This is a genomic window from Pseudacidovorax sp. DMC4, assembly GCF_056314265.1.
In genome coordinates this window covers 298,305-320,518 of the sequence record NZ_JBQUYR010000008.1, presented here as the reverse complement: position 1 = coordinate 320,518, position 22,214 = coordinate 298,305, and the positions used below count along the sequence as shown (strand labels likewise).

Below are 22,214 nucleotides of genomic sequence, written 5' to 3'. Positions count from 1 at the left end.
CGCCCCCCGAACCCGTCGACCTTTCGCCCAAGCCCCGCGACCGCAGCAACAAGCAGCGCCGACACCGCGCCCCCACGCTGTCGATGGCGGCGTGGCGCCAGTTCATGGAAGTGGCCCGCCCGTACTGGGTGGGCGACCAGCGGGTCAAGGCCTGGAGCCTGCTGGGTGTGCTGCTGGTGGTGATGCTGTGCGAGACGCAACTGGCCGTGATGCTGATCTCGCGCACCGGCGAGATGACCTCGGCCCTGGCCGCCCGGGATGCTGATCGCTTCTGGAGCGCCGTGCGCTGGAGCCTGGTGGTACTGGCCTTCGCGGCCCCCATGTATGCCGGCTACTACTACCTGCGCGACTACCTGGGCAACCACTGGCGCCGCTGGCTCACACACCGCTTCCTCGACGGCTACCTGCAGCAGCGGCGCTACTACGAGCTGGGCAGCCGGCAGGACCTGGACAACCCAGACCAGCGCATCAGCGAGGACATCAACACCTTCACCGGCCGCTCCATCAACTACGCGCTGATCTTCCTCGGCTCGCTGATGCAGCTGGTGGCCTTCAGCGCCGTGCTGTGGTCCATCTCGAAGATGCTGGTGCTCTTCCTGGCCATCTATGCCACGGTGGGCACGGTGGTGGCGCTGTATGTCTTCGGGGCACCGCTGATCCGGCTCAACTTCTGGCAGCTGCGGCGCGAGGCGGACTTCCGCTTCGGCCTGATGCGCTTCCGCGAGAACGCCGAGTCCATCGCTTTCTACCGTGGTGAGGCACAGGAGCGCATGGAACTGGACAACCGCTTCCAGGCGGCCTTTGCCAACTACGGCCGGCTCATCAAGAAGCAGCGCTCGCTCAACCTCTTCCAGCGCGCCTTCAGCCAGCTGACGCTGGTGGTGCCCAGCATCATCCTGGCGGGCGAGGTGCTGGCCGGCAATCTGGAGGTGGGCCGCGCCGTTCAGGCGGGCGGCGCCTTCGCCGCGGTGCTGGGTGCCGTGGGTCTGATCGTCGACAACTTCGAGGGGCTGAGCCGCTTCGTCGCCGGCATCGACCGCCTGCACACCCTGGCCGGCGTGGTGATGCCGGGCAGCACGCGCGCGCCCTCGGCCGTGGCGGTGGCGAGCGCGCCGGCCGGCCAGATCCAGAGCGAATGCGGCAACGACGAGTTGTGCGTGGAGAACGTGACGCTCTACACGCCGCAGTTCAACCGGTTGCTGATCCGCGACCTCTCTCTGCGCCTCAACCCGGGCGAGGGTCTGATGATCGCGGGCCCGAGCGGCTGCGGAAAGAGCTCGCTGCTGCGGGCCCTGGCCGGGCTGTGGCGCAATGGCAGCGGCACGGTACGCACCCTGCCGGCCGAGCAGGTGTTCTTCCTGCCGCAGCGGCCCTACATGCAACTGGGCACGCTGCGCAGCCAGATCCTCTACCCGGCCGATGCGTCGAAGCACAGCGATGCGCAGCTGCTCGACATCCTGGATGCCGTGCACCTGGGCGGCCTGGCCGAGCGCGTGGGCGGCCTGGATGCGGTGCACGACTGGGAGAAGCTGCTCTCCATGGGCGAGCAGCAGCGCATGGCCTTCGCGCGCGTGCTGGCCCGCCGGCCGCGCGTGGTCATCCTGGACGAGGCCACCAGTGCGCTGGACGCGGCCACGGAGGCGGCGCTGTACCAGCGCCTGCGCGACACCGGCTCGACCATGGTCAGCATTGCGCACCGGCATGCCGTGCTGCGCTACCACACGCATGTGCTGGAACTGCTGGGCGGTGGCGAATGGCGCATGCAGCCGGCCCAGGACTTCTCGGCAGAGTAGCTTCTGCCTGGCTGCGTCACCTGGGTCCTTTGGTCGGGAGCAATGGCTTTGTCACGCGCCAACCCATGGTCCACTCCTGACCCATGCAGCCGACCGCTCTGATCGTCACGTTGCGCATGGACGATGCGTCCGCCGCGGCGCTGACTGCGCTTCGCAGCGCTCACTTTCCGCCATCGCGCAACTGGCTCGATGCGCACGTCACCCTGTTCCATGCCTTGCCCATCGCGGAATTGTCGAGGGTGCGGGAGGACATGGCGGACATCGCCAATCGCACCACGCCCTTCAACCTGGATGTGGACCGCGTGCAGTTCCTTGGGGCGGGCGTCGCTTATGCCATGAGCGCGCCGGAAGCGCTGCGGTTGCGCGCGACGCTCGCAACGGCCTGGTCGGGCTTGCTCGGCGCGCAGGACCGGCAGTGGCGCGGCCCGCTGCACGTGACGGTGCAGAACAAGGTGCGTCCCGAGCAGGCCCGGGCGCTACATGCCGAACTTGCTCGCAAATTCGTGCCCTGGAAGATCGGGGCGACCGGCCTGGACCTTTGGTGCTACATGGGCGGGCCGTGGGAGCCGTTGGCGGCGTTTGCGTTCACCGGGCCCGCGTCAGGCTGAAGGCGGCGCCCGCATCGTTCGCGTCCTGGCGTTGTTGCGGGCGCTGATTCGCCACCCTGCCCCTCCTGCGCGTTGGACTGCAGCAGTCAACGGGCCATCCCGGAACTGGCAGCGCGCTCAGACCCGGAAGCTGCGCGCCTGCGCGGCGATCTTGTCGGCGTCGAAGGCGTTGATCTCGTCGATCAGGTCGTTGGTGAAGTAGTCCTGGGGCCGCTGCACCTTCGTCCAGCCGAAGATGTCGATCAACGCAGCCAGCGACTGGGGCCGGAAGTAGCCCCACTTGTGCGTGCCATCGTTGTCCTGGAAGGACAGCGACTCGATCTGTGCCTTCATCACGCGCATCGCGTCCTGCAGTGCCTTGTCGGGGTTGCCGCCCTGGGGCATCTGCTCGGGGAAGGCCTTCCAGTGCAGGCGGATGGCGGCCTCGGGGTTGTTGATGAGGAAGATCGTGCTCTTGGCGATGGCGCGGCCCACGCCCACCACCGTGCGCCGGTTGCGGGCGATGTAATCACGCCGCACGAAGTTGCTGGCGCCGAAGAGATCCTTGAAGCGCGGCGGCGAAGGCAGTGCGCGCAGGGTGATGCCAAGGCTTTCGAGCTGCCGCGTCTGCGAGCGGGGTGCGACATAGGCGGCCACCTGTCCCGAGCGCAGCGCCTGGCCCGCCTGTGCGCCAGCTCCCACCGCGATCACGCGCAGGTCCGTGCCGGGCACCAGGCCCGCCTCGCGCGCCGCGAAGTCCACCATCGCCACGCCTTCGTTGGCCAGCGTGGGCACGCCGATGAGCTTGCCGCGCAGGTCGGCGAGGGTGCGGGCCGGGTGGTCGGTGGGGACTGCCACCTCCACCGGGTAGCTGCGGATCTGCTGGTAGAAGAAGGTGAGGCCCAGGTCCTGGCCCGCGGCGGCGCGCGACATCACCGGAATGAAGGAGCCCGAGCCCATGTCCTGATTGCCCGAGGCCACCAGCTGCACTGCACCGGTGATGCCGGCGGCACCCGCGAGCACCGGCTCCACGCGCACGCTTTCCTCGTCGTAGTAGCCGAGCGCGGTGGGGATGGAGGTCTGGTTGGAGATCACCACCGACAGCGTGGGGATCGCCAGCACGTAGCGCACGCGCGAGGGCGCGGCCGCCAGTGCGCGCAAGGGCCCGGCCGACACTGTGGCGGCGGCTGCGGCACGCAAGAGTGTGCGGCGCTGGATCGGGAATGCAGGGGTCATGGACGACGGCTCCGGTTCAAGAGTGGGATCGGGTGCATGCAGCGCGGGCAAGGCGGGGTCAGACGCTGGGCGTCGTCCGGCGTGCCTTCTCGGAGGGGTCCCAGAACAGCACGCGCCGGCGCAGCATCTTGATCAGGCGGTTGAGCACCAGGCCGATCACCGACAGCAGCAGCAGCACCGAGAACTGGCCCGCCACGTCCATGTTGAAGCTCATGGTCTGGATCAGCGTGCCCAGCCCCGCTTCGGCGCCCACGAATTCCGCCACGATCACGCCGATGAGCGACAACACCACGGCCAGTTCCAGCCCGGCGATGACGAAGGGCAGGGCGCCGGGCAGCCGCAGGTGCCGGAAGACCTGCCAGGGCGTGGCGCCCAGCGACAGCATGAGGCTGACCCGGTCCTCGTCGGCCGAGCGCAGGCCGGCGATGGTGTTCACCATGAGCGGGAAGAAGCAGATGATGGCGGCGCTGAACACCTTGGACTGCATGCCCAGGCCCAGCCACAGCGCGAAGATGGGCGCGAGCGCCACCTTGGGCATGGACTGGAACATGATGATGTAGGGATACATCAGCATGTCCACGGAGCGGTAGGTGGCGATCAGCGTGCCCAGCAGCAGGCCCAGGCCGGTGCCGATGACGAAGCCCAGCAGCGTCTCCAGCAGCGTGACGGCGCCGTGGCGCAGGTACATGCCCGAGGCCAGGCCGCGCACCAGCGCGGCGAACACCTCGCTGGGCGAGGGCAGCACGTAGTTGGGCACCGCGCCCAGGCGGCACACCGCCTCCCACAGCAGGAGCGTGCACAGGAACAGCGCGATCACCATGGCCAGTTGTCGTCGGGTCATCATCAGTCCACGCCTCCGCGCAGGTTGAACAGCGCACGGATGTGCGCCACATGGGCCCCGAATTCCGGCGAGGCCATCACCTCCAGGCCCCGCGGCCGGGGCAGGTCGATGCGGATGTCGTCGATGAGCCGGCCCGGGCGCGGCGACATGACCAGCACGCGGTCGGCCAGGTACACCGCCTCGGCGATGGAGTGGGTGATGAGCAGCACCGTCTTGCGCCGCTCCAGCCAGATGCGCTGCAGCTCGACATTCATGTGCTCGCGCGTCATGGCGTCCAGGGCACCGAAGGGTTCGTCCATGAGCAGCAGCGTGGGGTCGTTGACCAGCGCACGGGCCAGGGCCGCGCGCTGTTGCATGCCGCCCGACAGCTCCCACGGATAGCGGGACTCGAAATCGGCCAGGCCGACCAGCGCCAGCAACTCGCGCGCCACGGCGGCATGCCGGGCGGGATCGAGTCGCAGGATCTGTGCCGGCAGCAGCACGTTCTGCAGCACCGTGCGCCAGGGAAAGAGCACCGGCGACTGGAAGACGATGCCGATGTCCTTGCGCGGCCCGCGCACGGGCTCGCCGCGGATGGCCACGCTGCCCTCGGAGTAGGGCTGCAGGCCGCCCAGCGTCTTGAGCAGGGTGGACTTGCCGCAGCCCGAGGGCCCCACCACCGCGACGAAGGCGCCTTCCTCGACCCTCACGTCGAAGGATTGCAGGGCGACCAGCGCCTCGCCCCCGTTGGTGTAGCGCTTGGTGAGCGCCCGGATCTCGATGGCGGGGCGGTTCATGGCAGGCCCGCCCTGCGGCTGATGCGCGTCGAAAGGGTCACGTTCATTCCTTGGTGACTGCAACCGGTTGCATTTGCAGGGAATCGTGCCGCACCTCGTCTACCCTGTCAAACGATTTGTGTCCGATGCGCATTCGCTTGCGCCTTGCCGCGAGCTTTGCATATGATCATGCAACCGGTTGCATTTACGCCGGGCATTTCTCTGGAGGTTTCCATGAGCATCGAAGGACTGCCGCGCTTCAGCGACGGCGAAATGGCGCGGCGCCTGGCGGCCGTGCGTGGGCTGGCGCAAGAGCGTGGCGTGCGCGCCCTGCTGCTGTTCGGCCACAGCGGTTCACGCCGCCACTACCAGGCGGACATCCACTACGTGACCGAAGTGGCGCCCTTTCACGAGGCCTACTGCCTGGTGCCGGTGGAGGGCGAGCCGGTGCTCTGGGTCACGCACCACAACCACTTCGCCACCGCGCGGGACCTGTCGCGCATCGCCGACGTGCGCCGAGGCACCCGCGACGCGCCGGCCGTGATCGCAGCGGAGCTGCGCAGCCGTGGCCTGGCGGATGCCGCCCTCGGGCTGGTCGGACCCATGTTCCATCAGGAGCACACGCGCCTGCTGGGGCTGGTACCCGATGCGCAATGGACCGACCTGAGCATGCCTTTCAAGCGCCTGCGCATCCGCAAGAGCGAGGAGGAGCTGGCCTGGCAACGTGTGGCCGCGGCCGGCTGCGACCGGGTGATGGCGGCCCTGCATGCCGCCATCCGCCCCGGTGTGGAGGAGCGCGAACTGCTGGTGCTGAGTGAACAGGTGGCCTGGCAGTTCGGCTGCCAGCCCAACTTCCTCTACCTCAACAGCACGCCCATGGCGGCCTCGGAAAGCTGCGTGCCCAACCAGATCCTGTCGCGGCGCAAGCTGCAGATGGGCGACGTGATCAACACCGAGCTCACGGTGAGCTACGGCATGTATTCGGCCCAGCTGCTGCGGCCCTTCTTCCTGGGCGAGCCCACCTCGCAGTACGCGCACCTGTACGGCGTGCTCAAGACCGCGCACGACGCGTTGGCCGAGGCCATGAAGCCGGGCGTCACCCTGGACGAGCTGCGCGAGGTGTCGCTGAGCATCCGCGACGCGGGCTACACCACCGTGGACGGGCTGCTGCACGGTTTCGGCGTCGACATACTGCCGCCGGCGCTCGGCCCCAACTTTGCGCCGCCGCATGTGCCCTACACCCTGGAGCCGGGCGTAACCATCGTGCTGCAGCCCAACCCGACCACTGCCGACGAGAAGGTGGGCATGCAGCTGGGGCAGATGGGCCTGATCACACCCGAGGGCTATGTCTCCATGCATGCGTCGCCGTCCGAAGTGACCGTGTGCGGCTGAGGCAGCGCATGGCGACCCTCATCCATGGCGGCCATGTCGTCACGATGAATGCGGCGCGGGAGGTCTTTCCCGGCGGCTTCGTGCTCATCGGCGACGACGGCCGCGTCGCATCGACCGGGCCGCAGGCCGGCATCCCGCAGGGCTTCCACGGCGTGCAACTTGACGCCACCGGCATGATCGTGCTGCCCGGCCTCGTGGACGCCGGTCACCGGCCGTGGGAGCATCTGCTGATGGGCTGGTCCGGGGCCGCCGATCCGGCCCGCTGTGCTGCAGCCGCTTCGGCGCTGCAGGACGAGGAGGTACGCGTCGCCGCCCACCTGGCCGCGGCCGAGCTGGCCGCCGGCGGCGTGACCACCGTGCTGCACCATGTTCCCGGCGCCGCGACGGCAGCGCGGCTGGCCGCGGCCACCGAGGCCTTCGACACGCACGGCTTGCGGCAGGTGGCTTGCGTCGATGTCGCTGCCACCGGCGTCGATCGGGTCGAGGGCGCCTGTGCGCAGGCATCCGGCCCCTTGTTTCGCATCGCCCTGTCGGTACTGAGCGATCCTGTGTCGATCTGCACCGGCGCGGCGGACGAGGCCCGACTGGTCCGCGCCGCCACCCTGGCCGCCCGCCACGGCCTGCGGCTGTTCACGCAGCCCGGAGGCAGTGCCGACGATGCGCAATGGCAGGCGGCCCACCGCCGTCTGGGCCGGAGCGCCATCACGCACCTGATGGAGCTGGGCCTGCTGGATTCGCGCTGGTTGATCGGGGACGTGGACCGCCTCGGCCCGGCCGACCTGATGCTGATGCTGGAGTCCGGCTGCATGGGCGTGGCGCAGCCGCTGTCGGAGGCCGTGCGGGGCCGCGCCCACACGCGCTGGACGACGCTGCTGCGCCTCGGGGGGCACTTCGCCATCGGCACCGGCGGCCCTGCTGCCAGCTGCACGGTGGACATGGTCGAGGAGATGAAGGCGCTGGTCATGCTCCAGAACACCCTGAACCTCGATCCCACCTCGATGTCCGCCGAGGCAGCCCTGGAGGCGGCCACACTGGATGGTGCGCGCGCCCTCGGCCTGGCAGACGAGATCGGCTCGCTGGAGCCCGGCAAGCAGGGCGATGTGGTCGTCTTCGACATGCGTGCGCCGCATTTCCAGGTCTCGCACAAGCCGATCTCCACCTTCGTCTGCTGCGGCCGTGCGCGCGACGCCCACGCCGTGTTCGTGGCAGGCCGCTGCATCCACGCCGACGGCGCGCCGTCGCGGCACGACGATCGGGCGCTGGCCGAGGCCGGCCTGGCGTGCCGCACGGCCCTGCATGCCCGGCTTCGCGCGGTGGCGGCATGACGCCCTCCGCGAGCCCGAACCCCGCACCGATCCAAGGAGCCGCGATGCGCACCCTTTTCGCCAATGCCTGCGTGATCACCGGCGCCGAGGCCGGTGACATCCACCCGCAGGGTTTCGTCCTGGTGGAGGGCAGCCGCATCGCGGCCGTCGGTCCCATGGCAGCGCTGCCCGCCATGCCGGGAGGCACGCGCATCGTGGACGCCTGCGGCAGATTCCTGACGCCGGGGCTGATCAACATGCACCAGCACCTGCACATGAACCTGCTCAAGGGTCTGGCGGACGGGATGCTGCTCGAACCCTGGGCCCGCGACTTCAGTGCCCACAGCCGACGCGCCATGCGCCGCCCGGCGGTGCGCAACTCGGCGCGGCTGGCCGCGCTGGAGATGCTGCGCACCGGCACCACCTGCGTGCTCAACCACCAGTCGCCGTTTCCCTGGCCCGAGCTCACGCACGACGCGGCCGAGGCCATGACCCAGGTCGGACTGCGTCAGGTGCTGGCCATCCCTTTCCAGTGCCGCACGCCGAAGCTGCCCGAGCATCCCTGGGACGAAGCGGAGGCCACCCGACAGATCGGCCGCCTCGTGGAGTCGCTCGACGGCGGCGCGCACGGCATGACTCGCACGGCCCTGACCGTCGAATGCAATGCCCACCATACCGAGATGGGCCGCAGCTCCGACAGCCTGGTGCGCGCAGGCCATGCGCTGGCCCAGGCGCTCGACCTGCGTGTGGCGGTCCACATGTCCGGCGGCACGCTGTCGATGCGCATGGGCTTCACCAAGTACCGGCGTCAGACCGGCCGCAGCGACGTCGAATACCTGGAGCAGTTGGGGGTGCTCGACCATCGCTGGATCCTCAAGCACGGCATCCACTTCAGCGACGAGGACCTGCACAAGGTGGCCCGGCGCGGCGCCTCGGTCGTGTACACGCCGACCTCCGAGTCCATCCGCGGCGGTGGCCTGGGGCCGTGGCGCGCCATGCACGAGGCCGGCATCTGCTGCGCGCTCGGCACCGACGGCCCGGCCGTCGACTACAGCGTCGACATGGTCGAGCAGATCAAGGCCTGCTGCTTCCTGCAGGCCGTGCGCTACGGCGACCGCGATGCCGTCACGCCGCGCCAGGCGCTCGCCATGGCGACGCTGGGTGCGGCACGGGCGCTGGGGTTGGCGCACAAGATCGGCTCGCTGGAGCCCGGCAAGCGCGCGGACCTCGTGCTCTTCGATCGCAGCCGCGCCCACCTGCAGATGATCGAGGACCCGCTCACCGCCTTCGTGCGCGGCTGCCGGGGCGCCGACGCCACGCTGGTGATGGTCGACGGCCGCATCGCGATGCAGGACGGTCACTTTCCGCAGGTGCCCGATGCCGACGCCGTGATGGCCGCGGCACGGGCCGATGCCGCGCAACTGCTGGACGAGGCGGGCTTGGAACGCCTCGCGCAGCCCCGCTGGCCCGTGCGCGGCTGATCGGTGCCGCACCAGGAGAAATGCATGTCCAGGACGCACTCGCCTTCGCTGTCGCCAACCCCCTTCCAGAGGGGCCGGACCCCGCCATGCCCCTTGTATGATCCGCCGCTCCATGACAGTGCCGCCCTCCGCGCCCGCCACGTTGCGGCAAGTCGCCAAGCATGCGGGCGTCCATCTCTCCACGGTGTCGCGGGCCCTCGATCCCGAGCGGCGCCACCTCATCAGCCGCGACATCGTGGCCAAGGTGGAGGCCGCGGCCAAGGAGCTGGGTTGGCGCCCCAACCGCGCAGCCGCCTCGCTGCGCAAGGGCCGGTCGATGGTCATCGGCGTGCTCGTGCCCGACATGACCAACCTCGTCACCGCCCAGATCATGCAGGGCGTGGAAGCCGCCATCGTCCCGCGCGGCTTCTTCCCCCTGGTGGTCAGCATGAATGCCGTGCCTTCGGGCAAGGCGATGGTCGAGCGGCTGCTGTGGCAGCGGGTGGACGGCGTGGTGGTGGCGACGCTGGACGACGAGTTGCTCGCTGCCCTGGCCAAGGCTGGCCTGCCCGCCGTGCTTACCTCGCGGGCCGATCCCGATGGACGCTTCAGCGCCGTGCATGGCGACCGCGAACGGGCCGCCAGCCTGGCCATCGACCATCTGCATGCGCTGGGGCATCGGCGCATCGCGCTGCTGGCCACGCCGCAGAACACGCCGCTGGGCGTCGAACGGCTGCGCTTTGCGACGGCGGCCCTGGCTCGTCATGGGCTCGAACCCCAAGCCGTGGCCGTGGCCGATGGCACGGGCCGCGATGCCGGCCTGAAGGCGATGCAGCAGCGGCTGGCCGGGCACGGCCCGCAGGCGCGCCCGCCCTTCACGGCTGTGTGCGCGGCCAACGACCTGTTGGCGCTGGGTGCCTACGAGGCCGCGCGCCAGGCGGGCCTGCTGGTGCCGCAGCACCTGTCGGTGGTGGGCCAGAACGACATGCTGATGGCCGACCTGGTGAGTCCGCCGCTGACCACCGTGCGCATGCAGCATCTGGAGATGGGGCGGCAGGCCGGCACCCTGATGATCGAGGAGATCGAGGCGCGCGCCGCAGCCGAGGCACCGCGGCCCCCGCGCGTGATCGTGTTCCAGCCGGAGCTGGTGGTGCGCCAGTCCACCGGCGCTGCCGACGCCTGAGGCGCGCTGCCGCGCTTTGTGCAACGAGGTGCGCATGACCGCGTACCCACTGCGCCTCCTGGCCTTCGACGGCGCCTTCAACCTGCCGATCTGGATCGGCCAGTCGCGTGGACTTTTCGCCGGCCGCGGGCTCGTCGTCTCGCTGGCCTACACGCCGAACTCCCGCTTCCTGGTGCAGGCGCTGATGAACGGTGAGGCCGACATCGGCCTGTGCGGCTTCGACAACATCGCCGCCTACCAGCTCGGCCAGGGCGAGGCCGAGCTGCCCGAGCGGCCGGACCTGCGGGCCTTCTTGGGCGGCGACGGCGGCTTCCTGTCGCTGGTGGCGCGGCCCGGAATCACGTCGCTGCAGGCCCTGGCCGGCTGCACGCTGTCGGTGGACGCGCTCACCACGGGCTTCGCCTTCGTGCTGCGCGACATGCTGGCGCAGGCGGGCCTGTCCGAGCAAGGGGTGCGCATCGTGAGCGCCGGCGGCACGGCCACGCGCTACCAGCAGCTGCTGGCCGGGTCGCACGACGCCACGCTGCTGCGCGCGCCCTACGAGCGGCTGGCGGCCGCGCAGGGCTTGCGCATCCTGGCCCATGCGGGGCCGCTCATCGGCCCGTACATGGGTACCGTGGGGGCCGCCCGCCAGCGCTGGCTGGACGCCCATGCCGCACAGGCCCGGGCCTTCATGCAGGCCTACCGCGAGGCCGTGGACTGGCTGCATGTGCCCGCGCATCGGCCCAAGGCCTGCGGCGAGCTCATGGCGCGCCACGAAGGGCTGGACGCGGCGACCGCGGCCTGCGTGCTCGACGATCTTCTTGCCAGCGACGGCGGGCTCCAGCGCGATCTGGCGCTGGAACCGCATCGTCTGCGGGGCGTTCTCGCCATCCGGGCCCGGCATACCGGCCTGGCGGACATCCCGGAGCCGACGAACTTCGTGGCATCGGTCATGCCGCGATAGGGTGGCCTCGCCCGGGCGCGGGCGGCAAGCAGGCGGTGCGGCGACTGTCCGGGACAGCGTGGCGCCGCAAGGGTCAGCGCCTGCGAGCGATCGCTTCTTGGAGGACCTTCCTAGAATCGCCCGCCGTCCCGCCCCATGCCCTCTGCCCCGCCCATCAACGTCGTCGTCCGTGCCCTGGCGTTGCTGCAGGCGCTCAACCGCCAGCCTGTCTCCACGCTGGACGTGCTGCACCGGCAGACCGGCATTCCCAAGCCCAGCATCGTGCGGCTGCTGCAGACCCTGCAGGCCGCGGGCTTCGTGCGCCATGCGCCGCAATACGGCGCCTACTACCTCACCGCCGAGGTGGCCTCGCTCGCGAGCGGCTATCACAGCGAGCCGCGCATCGTCGAGGCGTCCTCGGCCATCGCCGACGGGCTGACGGCCGAGCTGAAATGGCCGGTCTCGGTGGCGGTGCATGACGGCGATGCAATGGTGGTGCGCTACAGCACCATTCCGCAGTCGCCGCTGTCCTTCTTTCATTCGACGATCAACATGCGCCTGAGCCTGCTCACGCAGGCGCTGGGCCGGGCCTACCTGGCCTTTGCCGATGCGCAGGAGCAGCAGGCCCTGATCGAGCTGCTCGCTCGCACGCCGCATCCCGAAGAACGCGAGGGGGGTGACGCCGAGGCCATCCGCGCCATGCTGGACGAGACCCGCGCACGCGGCTACGCGCTGCGCGATCCGCGGGTGCGGCCGGAGTCTTCCACCGTGGCGGTGCCGATCTTCGAAGGCTCGCGCGTCGTGGCCACCATCGGGCTGACGTGGTTCTCCTCCGCGCTCACGTCCGCGCAGGCCGTGGAGCGCTTCGTGCCGCCACTGCAGCAGGCCGCGACGGCCATCGCCCAGGCGCTGGAAGCGCTGGCACCCTCGCGCCGCTGACTTTCCGCCGCGCGGAAAGTCCGCAATGGCTGCTTGGTCGGCGGGGCAGGGCTGCGCATGATCGCGGCATTCCAACGGAGACACGCAAGATGAAACGACGCCTTGCCATGGCGCTGCTGGCCTGCGCCGCCGCGGTGCCGGCCCTGGCTGCGGACTGGCCTGCCAAGCCGATCACCCTGATCGTTCCCTTCCCGGCCGGCGGCAGCACCGACGCGCTGGCCCGGCTCATCGGCCAGCGTCTGTCGGAGAAGCTGGGCCAGCCGGTGGTGGTGGACAACCGCGCCGGTGCCGGCGGCAACCTGGGCACCGACATGGTGGCCAAGGCCGCGCCCGATGGCTATACGCTCGCGCTGTCGACCTCGGGCCCGCTGGCCAACAACAAGTACCTCTACAAGAACCTGCGCTTCGACCCGCAGAAGGACCTGACGCCGGTGATCGCCATCGGCGAGATCCCGATGGGCATCGCGGCGAGCCCCGCGCTCAAGGTCGATTCGCTGGCCGCGCTGCTGGAGCGGGCGCGGGCCCAGCCCGGCAAGGTGAGCATCGCCAACCCGGGCAACGGCACCATCGGCCACCTCACGGCGGAGCTGCTCAAGAGCCAGGCGAAGGTCGAGGCGCTGGGCGTGCCCTACAAGGGCGACACGCCGGCCATCACCGACACCGTGGGCGGCAACGTCGACGCCGTGTCCATGCCCATCACCTCGCTGGTGCCGCAGATCCAGGCCGGCAAGCTGAAGGGCCTGGCTGTCACCTCGCGCCAGCGCTTCGTGGGCCTGCCGCAGGTGCCCACGGCCATCGAGCAGGGTATTCCCGTCGAGGCGACCGTCTGGATGGCCGTCGTGGGACCCAAGGGGCTGCCCGAGGCCGTGGTGGCGCGCCTGAACACCGAGATCAATGCCGTGATCGCCACGCCCGAGGCGCGCGCCAAGCTGGAGCAGTACGGCGCCGCGCCCATCGGCGGCAGCCCGCAGCAGCTGGTGCAGCTGATGGCCAGCGACAGCGCCAAGTGGAAGAAGGTCATCGAAGCCACCAACATCACCCTGGACTGACCCATGAGCGACACCCGCCCCCTGCTGTTCGATGCGCATGCCCACCTGGTGGCCGACGACCAGCAACGCTATCCGCGCAACCCCATGCAGCGCGCCGCCGATGCGCCCTACCGACCGCCGGGCGTGATCGGCCGCCCCGGCGGCCACCACGGCCCGAACCCCATCAACGAGGTGCCCGACGTCTCGCGCATGCGTGTGTGGATGAAGGAAGAGAACGTGGACGGCGCCGTCGCGGTGCAGAAGCGCATGGTCTACCGCTACGACAACAGCTACATCCTGGACTCGTCGGATGCGCATCCCGAGATCTTCTCCGCCGTGGTGATCCTCGATGCCGAGGACCCGGGCACGCCGGACCTGGTGCGCCGCTATGTTCGCGAGCACGACCTGGTGGGCCTGCGCCTCTTCGGTGGCCGCAAGCCGGACGGCAGCATGCCCTGGCTCGATTCGCCCAACGCGCTCAAGAGCTGGGAGGCCGTGGACGAGGCCGGCATCGTGATGGACCTGGAAGTGCTGGCCCAGGGCGGCGGCGGCCCGGCCGTGCCGGCGCTGCTGGCGCTGGCCGAGCGCTACCGCAACGTGCGCATCGTGCTGGACCACCTGCTGGAGCCCGAGCTGCACGACGGCCCGCACTTCGGCATGGACGCGCGCTGGGAGCAGCTGGCCGCCTGCGAGCGCATCTCCTTCAAGTTCACCTCCATCAACCTCGACCACTGCCGCGAGGAAGGCTTTCCCGCCAACCGGGTGCTGCGGCGCGCGGTGGACCTGTTCGGCGCCGAGCGGGTGATGTGGGGCTCGGACATCGGCACCTCGTCGGGCACCTACCAGGACATGGTCCAGCGCATGATCAACGCGTCGGACCTGCTCACGCCGGCCGAGCAGCGGGCCGTGTGGCACGACACCGGCCGGCGCGTGTTCGCCAAGGCCGGCAGCAGGGCGCGCGCGTGAACGACCACGAGGAAGTCGCTGCCGGCGGCCTGGACACGGCCACGGCCTACCGCCTGATCTGCGGCATCGTGGTGCCGCGGCCGGTGGCCTGGATCACCACGGTGGACCGCGACGGGCGCGTCAATGCCGCGCCCTTCAGCTCGTACAACTACGTGGCCCACAGCCCGCCCATGGTGGCGGTCAACATCGGCACGCGACAGGGCGCGCTGAAGGACACGGCCCGCAACATCCGCGACAGCGGCTTCTTCTGCGTCAACGTGGCCACCGAGGACGTGATGGAGACGCTGCACCAGTGCGGCGCCGACTATCCGCCCGAGGTCGGCGAGCCCGAGGCCCTGGGCATCGCGCTGCTGCCCGGCGTGCACACGCCGGTGCCGCGCATCGCCGCCTCGCCCATCCACATGGAATGCCGGCTGGACCAGTTCGTCACGCTGGGCCGCGGGCTCAACACGCTCTACATCGGCGAGGTGCTGAGCTTCCATCTGTCGCGCACCGTCTACGACGGGCGCAATGTCGACAGCCAGCGCTTGCGGCCCATCGCGCGGCTCGGCGGCCCGTACTACGCGGCGCTGGGCCCCACCTTCCACCGCCCGGCGCTGCAGCGGCCGCCCGGCGAACCGATCGGAGACACCCCATGACGCACACGCCGCTTCCCCTCGGTGACGACTGGCATGTCGGCACCTTCGTCAAGACCACCTCGCCGCAGTGCGTGGAGATCCTGGGCGGCACCGGCCTGGACTTCGCGGTGCTCGATGCCGAGCATGCGCCCTTCGACCGCGCGGCGCTGGACCTCGCGCTCATGGCGGGCCAAAGCTGCGGGCTGCCGCTGTTCGTGCGCGTGCTGGAGCGCACGGCCGCCGGCCTGCTGTCGGTGCTGGACATGGGCGCGGCCGGCGTGCTGGTGCCGCATGTGGACACGGCCGCCGACGCGCGCGAGGTGGTCGCCCATTGCCGCTACGTGGGCGGCGACCGCGGCTACTCCAGCTCGCCGCGCGTGGCCGGCTATGGCGCCCTGGGCATGAAGGAGGCCATCCGACAGGGCGACCGCAGCGTGGTGCTGGCCCAGATCGAGAGCGTGGAGGCGGTGCGCAACGCCGCCGACATCGCCGCCGTCGAGGGCGTGGCCGGCCTCTTCATCGGGCGTGCCGACCTGGCGCTGTCGATGGGCCTGGACAGTGCCCAGGCGCCGGAGGTGGCCAAGGCCACCGAGCAGGTCATCCGCGCCGGCCTCGCCGCCGGCAAGCTGGTCGGCATGTTCGTCGGCAGCCAGGCCGAGCGCGAGCGCTACCGCGCCCTCGGCGTGCGCTGGTTCATCCATGGCTCCGACCAGGGGCTGCTGCGCCAGGCGGCGCAGGCCATCGCCCGGCCCGCCGCGCCGGCTTCTTCCTCCTCTTCGAAGGTGACTGCATGAGCACTTCCACGATCCGACCCGCCTCCGTCGCCCGCCACCATGACGAGCCGCCCGCGCACGAGGCCGACGGCGCCCGCACCTGGGTGGGCCGCGGCGCCAACTTCATCGTGGCCGTGAGTGAGGTCCAGGCCGGTGCGACGCTGGCGCGCCGCGATCAGCCCGACGAATACTTCGTCTTCCTGCCCGATGCCGGCGCCACCATCCACGCGGGCGACGCCAGCATCGAGGCCGGCGCCGAGTCCGTGACCATCGTGCCGCCCGGCGACAGCCGGGTGGTGATGAAGGCCACCGGGCAGGTGGTCCGTGTCTTCTCCCACCGGGCGGCCGACCTGCTGGCGCTGGCCGGCAACGCGGCCGACTATGCCCAGCCCACGCCCGAGGTGGCGCCGCTCGTGCCCTGGCCCACGCCGGCGGACGGCTTCCGGCTGCGGCACTATCCGCTGGCGCAGCACACGCAGGCCGACAGCAACATGCGCATCTTCCGCAGCACCAACCTGATGGTGAACGTGATGACGCCGCGCATGGTGGCCCGCGACGTGCGCAAGCTGAGCCCCCATTCGCATGCGGACTTCGAGCAGGGCTCGCTGGCGATCCGTGGCGACTGGGTGCACCACATGCGCTATCCCTGGACGGCCGACATGAACGACTGGCGCGAGGACGAGGCCATCCGCGTCGGCAGCCCCTCGCTCACGGTGATCCCGCCCAAGGTGATTCACACCAGCCGCAACACCAACGACGGCGGCGCCTGGCTGCTGGACATCTTCGCCCCGCCGCGCATGGACTTCGCCGGCAAGCCGGGCAAGGTGGCCAACGAGCACGACTATCCGCTGCCCACGGCGTGATGAGCAGGCCTGTGGCGGACGAAGCGCAGGAGCCGGCGGCCCCGCGCATCTGCGTGGTCGGCGCCGGTGCCATCGGCGGCTGGCTGGCCGCGCGGCTGGCGCTGGCTGGCGAAAAGGTCAGTGTGCTGGCGCGCGGCGCCACGCTGCAGGTCCTGCAGCGACAGGGCCTGGAACTGCGCAGTCAGGGCGAGCGCCATGTCGTGCCGGTGCGCGCGGCCGAGGCGCCCGAGGCCCTGGGCCCGCAGGACATCGTGCTGCTGACCGTCAAGGCGCCCGCGCTGCCGGCCCTCGCACCGCGGCTCGCGCCCTTGCTGCATCCCGGCACGCTGGTGTTGAGCGCTGCCAACGGACTGCCCTGGTGGTACTTCCTGGCCGGCGGCCGCAGCTGTGCGGGCCTGCGGCTGCGCAGCGTCGACCCTGACGCGCGCATCGAAGCCGCGCTGCCGCTGCCCCAGTTGCTGGGCCTGAGCGTCTTCGCGGCCTGCCATTGCCCCGCGCCCGGCGTGGTGCAGCACGACAGCGGCGGCCGGCTGCTGCTGGGCGAGCCAGCCGGCGGCGACAGCACGCGTGTGCAGCTGTTGGCGCAGCGGCTCAAGGGCGCTGGCCTCGACGCCCAGGTGAGCGGAGACATCCGCCGCGACATCTGGCTCAAGCTGCTGGGCAATGCCTGCTTCAACCCGGTGAGCCTGCTCGCCGGTGCGCATACCGACGACATGATCGACACGCCCGAACTGCACGCCCTGTTCGTGCGGATGATGGACGAGTTGCTGGGCATCGGCGGGCGCATCGGCCTGGCGCTGGACATCGAGCCGGCGCGGCGCATCGCGCAGGCGCGGGCGCTGGGCCACATCAAGACCTCGATGCTGCAGGACTTCGAGGCCGGCCGGCCGGTGGAGATCGGCGCCATCCTCGGCGCGGTGCTGGAATGCGCCGCCGCGGTGGCGATGCCGCTGCCGGCCCTGGCCACTATCCACGGGCTGGCCAAGCTGCGCGCGCAGAGCAGCGGCGTCGCCGCCTGAAAGAAGGAGGCGGACATGCCCATCACCAGCGAGCAGGTGGCCCAGGTCGTGGCCGACCTCTACGAATGGTCCCTCAAGAAGGTGCCCAACGACACCCAGGCGGCCCTGCGCGAGGCCGTGCCGCGCGAGGGCAACGACACCGGCCGCAAGACGCTCACCATCATGCTCAAGTCCGCCGAGGCGGCGGAGCGCACCGGTGGCCTGGTGTGCTCGGATGTGGGCATTCCCACCTACAGCATCAAGATCGGCACCCGCGTGCGCTTCGAGGGGCCGGTGCGGCAAGCCATCGTGGAAGGCTTTGCGCGCATGGCCGCGCGCAGCGATCCGCCCATCCTCAAGATGGTGACCAACCCGCTCACGCACGAGCGCAGCCATGCGGGCAAGGACATGCCCATCGTCACCTTCGACCTGCTGGACGAGGCCGACTACGTGGACATCACCTGCGCGCCCAAGGCCATGGGCACCGGCCGGTGGGAGGCGCTGGACACCTTCGTCTACCCCTCGCTGGAGACCATCGAGAACTACGTGCTCGACACGGTGGTGCGCGCCGGCTCGCAGCCCTGCCCGCCCATCGTCGTGGGCGTGGGCATCGGCGGCACCTTCGACCATGCGGCCCGCATCGCCAAGGAGGCGGTGCTGCGCCCCTTCGGCCAGACCAATCCGGAGCCCACGCTGGCCGCCATGGAAGGCCGCCTGCTCGCCGCCATCAACCGCCTGGGCTTCGGCCCCATGGGCACGGGCGGCGACACCACGGCCATGGCGGTGCACATCAACTACGCGGCCTCGCACGGCTTCGTGCCGGTGGCCGTGAGCCTGAACTGCTGGATCAACCGCCGCACGCGCGCGCGCCTGCATGCGGACGGCCGCGTGGAGCGCATCGAATGAAGGCGCTGCGACTGCCCCTCGAGCGCGCCGAGGCCGAGGCCCTGGCGGTGGGCGACCTGGTCACCGTCAGCGGCCAGGTCACCATGTCCATCGGCCTGCCCACGCACCAGCGCATGGTGGACCACCTGGCGCGCGGCGAGCCGCTGCCGGTGGACCTGCGCGGCGGCGCCTTCTTCCACCTGAGCTGCTTCAACCGCGAGCGGGCGGACGGGCAGGGCCACGAGGCGCTGTACCTCAACCCGACCACCAGCACCCGCTACAGCCCCTACATGCCGGCCCTCATCGAAGGTGCCGGCCTGCGGCTGGTGGGCGGCAAGGGCGGGCTGGATGCGGCCAGCGTGCAGGCGCTGCAGCGCCAGGGCTGCGTCTACCTGTCCTTCCTGGGCGGCGGCTGCACGCTGCTGTCGCAGGCCATCCGTCGGGTCGTCGCCGTGCACTGGACCGACTACATCGCCCAGTTCCGCCTGCTGACGCTGGAGGTCGAGGACCTGGGCCCGGCCACCGTGGCCATCGATGCCCACGGCCGCAGCGTGTATGCCGACCTGCGCCAGCAGGCCGAGCAGCGGCTGCAAGACCTACGCGCCGCGCGCGCCTGAGTGCCGGCCGGCGCGGCTGCCCGTCAGGCGGCGGCCCGCGCCCGCGCGTGCGTGACGGCCGTGCGCAGCGCCAGCCGGTAGCTGTCCACCCCGAAGCCCGCGATCTGCCCCTGCACGATGTCCGCGAAGACGGAATGGTGCCGGAAGGCCTCGCGCGCATGGATGTTGGACATGTGCAGCTCCACGATGGGGCAGGTCAGGATGGCCAGCGCGTCGCGGATGCCGTAGCTGTAGTGCGTCCAGGCACCGGCGTTGAGCATCACGCCGTCCGCGCCGTCGAAGTAGGCCTGGTGGATGCGCTCGACCATCGCGCCTTCGTAGTTGGTCTGGAAGGACTCGACCGCCACCCCCAGTTCGCCCGCCAGCATCTGCAGTTCGCCGTCGATCTGCGCCAGCGTCGTCGTGCCGTACTGCTTGGGATCGCGCTTGCCGAACATGTTGTGGTTGATGCCATGCAGCATGAGGAATTTCATCGCCGTGTCTCCTGCGCGCTCACGTCAGCGGCACGGTCAGCTTGGCGATGACGGCCGCCGTGTCGGGCCGCACGCCGCGCCACCAGTCGAAGGCCTCGGCGGCCTGCTCGACCAGCATGCCCACGCCATCGGCCAGCCGCTTGACGCCCGTCTGCTGCGCCATGCGCAGGAAGGGCGTCAGGCCCTTGCCGTAGGCGAGTTCGTAGGCCAGGCCGTCGGCGGTGAACACCGTGGCCGGCACGGGCGGCAACTCGCCGCGCAGGCTGGCCGAGGTGGCGTTGAAAACGAGGTCGAAGCGGTGGCCGTCCAGGTCCTGGTAGCCGCAACCGCGCACCGGGCCGTGGCTGCGCAATTCGGCGGCGAGGGCGGTGGCCTTCTCGACCGTGCGGTTCGCGATCACCAGCTCGGCCGGGTCCTGCTCCAGGAAGGGCAGCAGCGCGCCGCGCGTGGCGCCGCCCGCGCCCAGGATGAGCACGCGCTTCCCGCGCATGGCGCAGCCCAGGTTCTCCACGACGTCGCGCGTCAGCCCCACGCCGTCGAAGTTCTCGGCCAGCACGCGCTCGCCCTCGAACTTCAGCGCGTTGACCGCGCCCGCCAGGCTGGCGCGCGGCGAACGCTCGGTGGCGAAGGCGAACGCGTCGAGCTTGAGGGGCGCCGTGACGTTCATGCCGTGGCCACCGGCGGCGCGGAAGGCCTGGGCATCCTCGGCGAACTGGCCGAGGCGGCCTTCGATGGCCGTGTAGACCAGGTCCTGGCCCGTGGCCGCGGCGAACATGCCGTGGATCAGCGGCGACTTGGTATGGCCGATGGGGTTGCCGATGACGGCGTATTGATCACTCATCACTTCATCTCCTTGGTGTAGAGCACGCCGTCGGCCTGCATCTGGGCGATCTCGTCGGTGCTGTAGCCGAGTGCCGCGGCGATCTCCGCGTTGTGCTGACCCAGGTCGGGCGCGACCTGGCGAATGGTGGTGTCGCAGTCCGAGAACTTGAAGGGCAGGTTGGGCAGACGGATCTTGCCGAGCACCGGATGCTCCTGCTCCACCACCATGCCGCGGGCCTGGATCTGCGGATCGGCCAGCACCTCGTCGATGCGCTGCACCTTGGCACAGGGCACGTCGATGCCGTCCAGCAGCGCCAGCACGTCGGCCACCCGGCGCGAGGCCACCCAGGGCTTGACCACGGCCAGGATCTCCAGCCGGTTCGCGTTGCGGCCGGTCGAGGTATGGAAGCGGGCATCGGCACCGAAGCCGGCCGGGCCGCCGTGGGCCTCCACCAGCGCCGCGAAACGCTTCCAGGCATCGTCCACCTGCGCGGCGATCACCAGGTCGCCATCGGCCGCGCGGAACACGCCGTAGAGCGTGGAGGTGGGCATGTCGTGCCCGGTCTGCTCCGGCAGCACCTTGCCGCCCGACAGGGTGTAGCACTGCACCGCGTACTCATGCATGGAGACCAGCGTGTCGTACAGCGCCATGTCGATGTGCTGGCCGCGGCCGGTGCGGGTGCGGCCCAGCAGCGCGGCATTGATGGCCGCCACCGCATGGATGCCGGTGTACATGTCGCCCAGCGAGATGCGCAGCAGCGGCGGCGGCTCGCCCGGCGTGCCCACCATCTGCATGATGCCGCTCTTGGCCTCGGCGATCAGGCCGAAGCCGGCGCGGTGCGCGTCGGGGCCGGTGTGGCCGTAGGCCGAGATGGAGCAATACACCAGGCCCGGGTTGCGCGCGCTCAGCTCGGCATAGCCCAGGCCCAGCTTGTCGAGCGCGCCGGGGCGGTAGTTCTCGATGAACACGTCGGCGCTGTCCACCAGCTTGTGCATCAGCGCCTTGCCGCGCGGGTCCTTGGTATTGACGGACAGGCCCTGCTTGCCCATGTTGAGCTGCAGGAAGTAGCCGGAGTAGGCATCGTCCTCACCCACGAACCAGGCATGGTGGCGGCCGGCGTCGCCGCTGCCGGGGCGCTCCACCTTGATGACCTCGGCGCCCAGGCCCGCCAGGCAGCGGCCCACGTAGGGGCCGGCCAGGAAGTGCGAATAGTCGATGACGCGGATGCCGGCGAGCGGCAGCGGCTGGGTGTTCTCAGGCGCCACGCTCATGCCGGCCTCCGCGGAATCATCAGGCGGTGCTCGCCCTTGTGCACGACCTCGCCATGCTGGTTGACCAGCTCCGAGGGCAGGATGACGATGCCCCAGCCGGGCCGGCTCTTCGATGCGCGCAGGCCGGTGACGGTGAAGCGCACATGCAGCCGGTCGTTGATCTTGATGGGCAGCAGGAAGTCCCAGGTCCAGCCCAGCGACATGCCGGGCAGGAAGCGGTATTCGCTGCGGGTCTTCAGGCCGTCGGCGATCGAGAGGCCGAACAGCCCGTGCGCCACGCGGGTGCCGAAGGGCGTGGTCTTGGCATAGTCCTCGTCGATGTGCACCGGCGTGTAGTCGCCGGTCAGCTCGGCATAGGCGTTGATGCGCGCCTCGGTCACCTCGTACTCGGGGCTGGTGCAGGTGTCGCCTTCGCGGGCGTCGTCCCAGTATTTCTCGGGCGTCGAGAAGTGCTGCGGGGGCGGGGTCAGTTTCATGGGGATTCG

The 22,214-nt window shown here is 70.4% G+C and carries 23 protein-coding genes; 16 read left to right on the top strand and 7 right to left on the bottom strand.

Going from position 1 to position 22,214, the window contains the following annotated elements; all coding sequences use genetic code 11:
- The first annotated feature begins 104 nt into the window (after positions 1–104).
- Together ACT54X_RS17215 and ACT54X_RS17210 are read left to right on the top strand one after the other, a co-directional pair.
- Complete coding sequence (locus ACT54X_RS17215; protein WP_476347649.1) at positions 105–1,793, top strand: ABC transporter ATP-binding protein/permease; 1,689 nt, start codon at positions 105–107, stop codon at positions 1,791–1,793.
- Between the two features lie 83 nt (positions 1,794–1,876).
- Complete coding sequence (locus tag ACT54X_RS17210) at positions 1,877–2,401, top strand: 2'-5' RNA ligase family protein (protein ID WP_476347617.1); 525 nt, start codon at positions 1,877–1,879, stop codon at positions 2,399–2,401.
- Between the two features lie 117 nt (positions 2,402–2,518).
- On the opposite strand, the gene ACT54X_RS17205 is transcribed toward ACT54X_RS17210, so the two are convergent.
- The 3 genes from ACT54X_RS17205 to ACT54X_RS17195 are packed head-to-tail and all read right to left on the bottom strand — an operon-like array spanning position 2,519 to position 5,233.
- Positions 2,519–3,616 (bottom strand): ABC transporter substrate-binding protein, encoded by a 1,098-nt coding sequence (locus tag ACT54X_RS17205; protein ID WP_476347616.1) that lies wholly within the window; start codon positions 3,614–3,616, stop codon positions 2,519–2,521.
- Between the two features lie 58 nt (positions 3,617–3,674).
- Positions 3,675–4,460, bottom strand: a complete 786-nt coding sequence (locus ACT54X_RS17200; protein ID WP_476347615.1) for an ABC transporter permease — start codon at positions 4,458–4,460, stop codon at positions 3,675–3,677.
- Positions 4,460–5,233: an ABC transporter ATP-binding protein gene (locus ACT54X_RS17195; protein ID WP_476347614.1), complete on the bottom strand. Its 774-nt coding sequence runs from the start codon at positions 5,231–5,233 to the stop codon at positions 4,460–4,462. Before ACT54X_RS17195 ends, ACT54X_RS17200 begins: the two co-directional genes overlap by 1 nt.
- Positions 5,234–5,446: 213 nt before the next feature.
- On the opposite strand from ACT54X_RS17195, the gene ACT54X_RS17190 reads away from it, so the two are divergent.
- From ACT54X_RS17190 to ACT54X_RS17125, 14 genes are all read left to right on the top strand, one after another.
- The gene (locus ACT54X_RS17190) at positions 5,447–6,604 is read left to right on the top strand and encodes a M24 family metallopeptidase (RefSeq protein ID WP_294376258.1); all 1,158 of its coding nucleotides are present in this window, start codon (positions 5,447–5,449) and stop codon (positions 6,602–6,604) included.
- Positions 6,605–6,612: 8 nt separating this feature from the next.
- Positions 6,613–7,929 carry an amidohydrolase family protein gene (locus ACT54X_RS17185; protein ID WP_476347613.1) on the top strand — a complete coding sequence of 439 codons (1,317 nt, stop codon included), beginning with the start codon at positions 6,613–6,615 and terminating at the stop codon, positions 7,927–7,929.
- 44 nt (positions 7,930–7,973) lie between these two features.
- The gene (locus ACT54X_RS17180) at positions 7,974–9,389 is read left to right on the top strand and encodes an amidohydrolase family protein (RefSeq protein WP_476347612.1); all 1,416 of its coding nucleotides are present in this window, start codon (positions 7,974–7,976) and stop codon (positions 9,387–9,389) included.
- 112 nt (positions 9,390–9,501) lie between these two features.
- A complete protein-coding gene (locus tag ACT54X_RS17175; protein ID WP_476347611.1) occupies positions 9,502–10,551 on the top strand; it encodes a LacI family DNA-binding transcriptional regulator in 1,050 nt (349 codons plus the stop codon).
- A gap of 34 nt (positions 10,552–10,585) precedes the next feature.
- On the top strand, positions 10,586–11,497 hold the full coding sequence (locus tag ACT54X_RS17170) for an ABC transporter substrate-binding protein (RefSeq protein WP_476347610.1): 912 nt from the start codon (positions 10,586–10,588) through the stop codon (positions 11,495–11,497).
- Positions 11,498–11,632: 135 nt separating this feature from the next.
- A complete protein-coding gene (locus ACT54X_RS17165) occupies positions 11,633–12,415 on the top strand; it encodes a DNA-binding transcriptional regulator (protein WP_476347609.1) in 783 nt (260 codons plus the stop codon).
- Between the two features lie 89 nt (positions 12,416–12,504).
- A complete protein-coding gene (locus tag ACT54X_RS17160) occupies positions 12,505–13,464 on the top strand; it encodes a Bug family tripartite tricarboxylate transporter substrate binding protein (RefSeq protein ID WP_476347608.1) in 960 nt (319 codons plus the stop codon).
- Positions 13,465–13,467: 3 nt separating this feature from the next.
- The gene (locus ACT54X_RS17155) at positions 13,468–14,409 is read left to right on the top strand and encodes an amidohydrolase family protein (protein WP_476347607.1); all 942 of its coding nucleotides are present in this window, start codon (positions 13,468–13,470) and stop codon (positions 14,407–14,409) included.
- A complete protein-coding gene (locus ACT54X_RS17150) occupies positions 14,406–15,047 on the top strand; it encodes a flavin reductase family protein (protein WP_476347606.1) in 642 nt (213 codons plus the stop codon). The genes ACT54X_RS17155 and ACT54X_RS17150 overlap by 4 nt, the downstream gene beginning before the upstream one ends.
- Positions 15,044–15,820 (top strand): HpcH/HpaI aldolase family protein, encoded by a 777-nt coding sequence (locus ACT54X_RS17145; RefSeq protein ID WP_476347605.1) that lies wholly within the window; start codon positions 15,044–15,046, stop codon positions 15,818–15,820. The genes ACT54X_RS17150 and ACT54X_RS17145 overlap by 4 nt, the downstream gene beginning before the upstream one ends.
- Positions 15,817–16,662: a cupin domain-containing protein gene (locus ACT54X_RS17140; protein WP_294376283.1), complete on the top strand. Its 846-nt coding sequence runs from the start codon at positions 15,817–15,819 to the stop codon at positions 16,660–16,662. Before ACT54X_RS17145 ends, ACT54X_RS17140 begins: the two co-directional genes overlap by 4 nt.
- Positions 16,662–17,681, top strand: a complete 1,020-nt coding sequence (locus ACT54X_RS17135) for a ketopantoate reductase family protein (protein WP_294376286.1) — start codon at positions 16,662–16,664, stop codon at positions 17,679–17,681. Before ACT54X_RS17140 ends, ACT54X_RS17135 begins: the two co-directional genes overlap by 1 nt.
- A 15-nt stretch (positions 17,682–17,696) precedes the next feature.
- Positions 17,697–18,566: a fumarate hydratase gene (locus tag ACT54X_RS17130; RefSeq protein ID WP_294376291.1), complete on the top strand. Its 870-nt coding sequence runs from the start codon at positions 17,697–17,699 to the stop codon at positions 18,564–18,566.
- A complete protein-coding gene (locus tag ACT54X_RS17125) occupies positions 18,500–19,162 on the top strand; it encodes a fumarate hydratase C-terminal domain-containing protein (RefSeq protein ID WP_476347648.1) in 663 nt (220 codons plus the stop codon). The genes ACT54X_RS17130 and ACT54X_RS17125 overlap by 67 nt, the downstream gene beginning before the upstream one ends.
- Before the next feature lie 23 nt (positions 19,163–19,185).
- On the opposite strand, the gene aroQ is transcribed toward ACT54X_RS17125, so the two are convergent.
- From aroQ to ACT54X_RS17105, 4 genes are read right to left on the bottom strand one after another with little or no spacing between them, the layout of a single operon-like run.
- A complete protein-coding gene (gene aroQ / locus ACT54X_RS17120; RefSeq protein WP_294376294.1) occupies positions 19,186–19,635 on the bottom strand; it encodes a type II 3-dehydroquinate dehydratase in 450 nt (149 codons plus the stop codon).
- A 19-nt stretch (positions 19,636–19,654) separates the two neighbouring features.
- The gene (gene aroE, locus ACT54X_RS17115) at positions 19,655–20,476 is read right to left on the bottom strand and encodes a shikimate dehydrogenase (protein ID WP_294376298.1); all 822 of its coding nucleotides are present in this window, start codon (positions 20,474–20,476) and stop codon (positions 19,655–19,657) included.
- Positions 20,476–21,729 (bottom strand): CaiB/BaiF CoA transferase family protein, encoded by a 1,254-nt coding sequence (locus tag ACT54X_RS17110; RefSeq protein WP_476347604.1) that lies wholly within the window; start codon positions 21,727–21,729, stop codon positions 20,476–20,478. The genes aroE and ACT54X_RS17110 overlap by 1 nt, the downstream gene beginning before the upstream one ends.
- Complete coding sequence (locus ACT54X_RS17105) at positions 21,726–22,205, bottom strand: MaoC family dehydratase (RefSeq protein WP_234195552.1); 480 nt, start codon at positions 22,203–22,205, stop codon at positions 21,726–21,728. Before ACT54X_RS17105 ends, ACT54X_RS17110 begins: the two co-directional genes overlap by 4 nt.
- Positions 22,206–22,214: the final 9 nt, after the last annotated feature.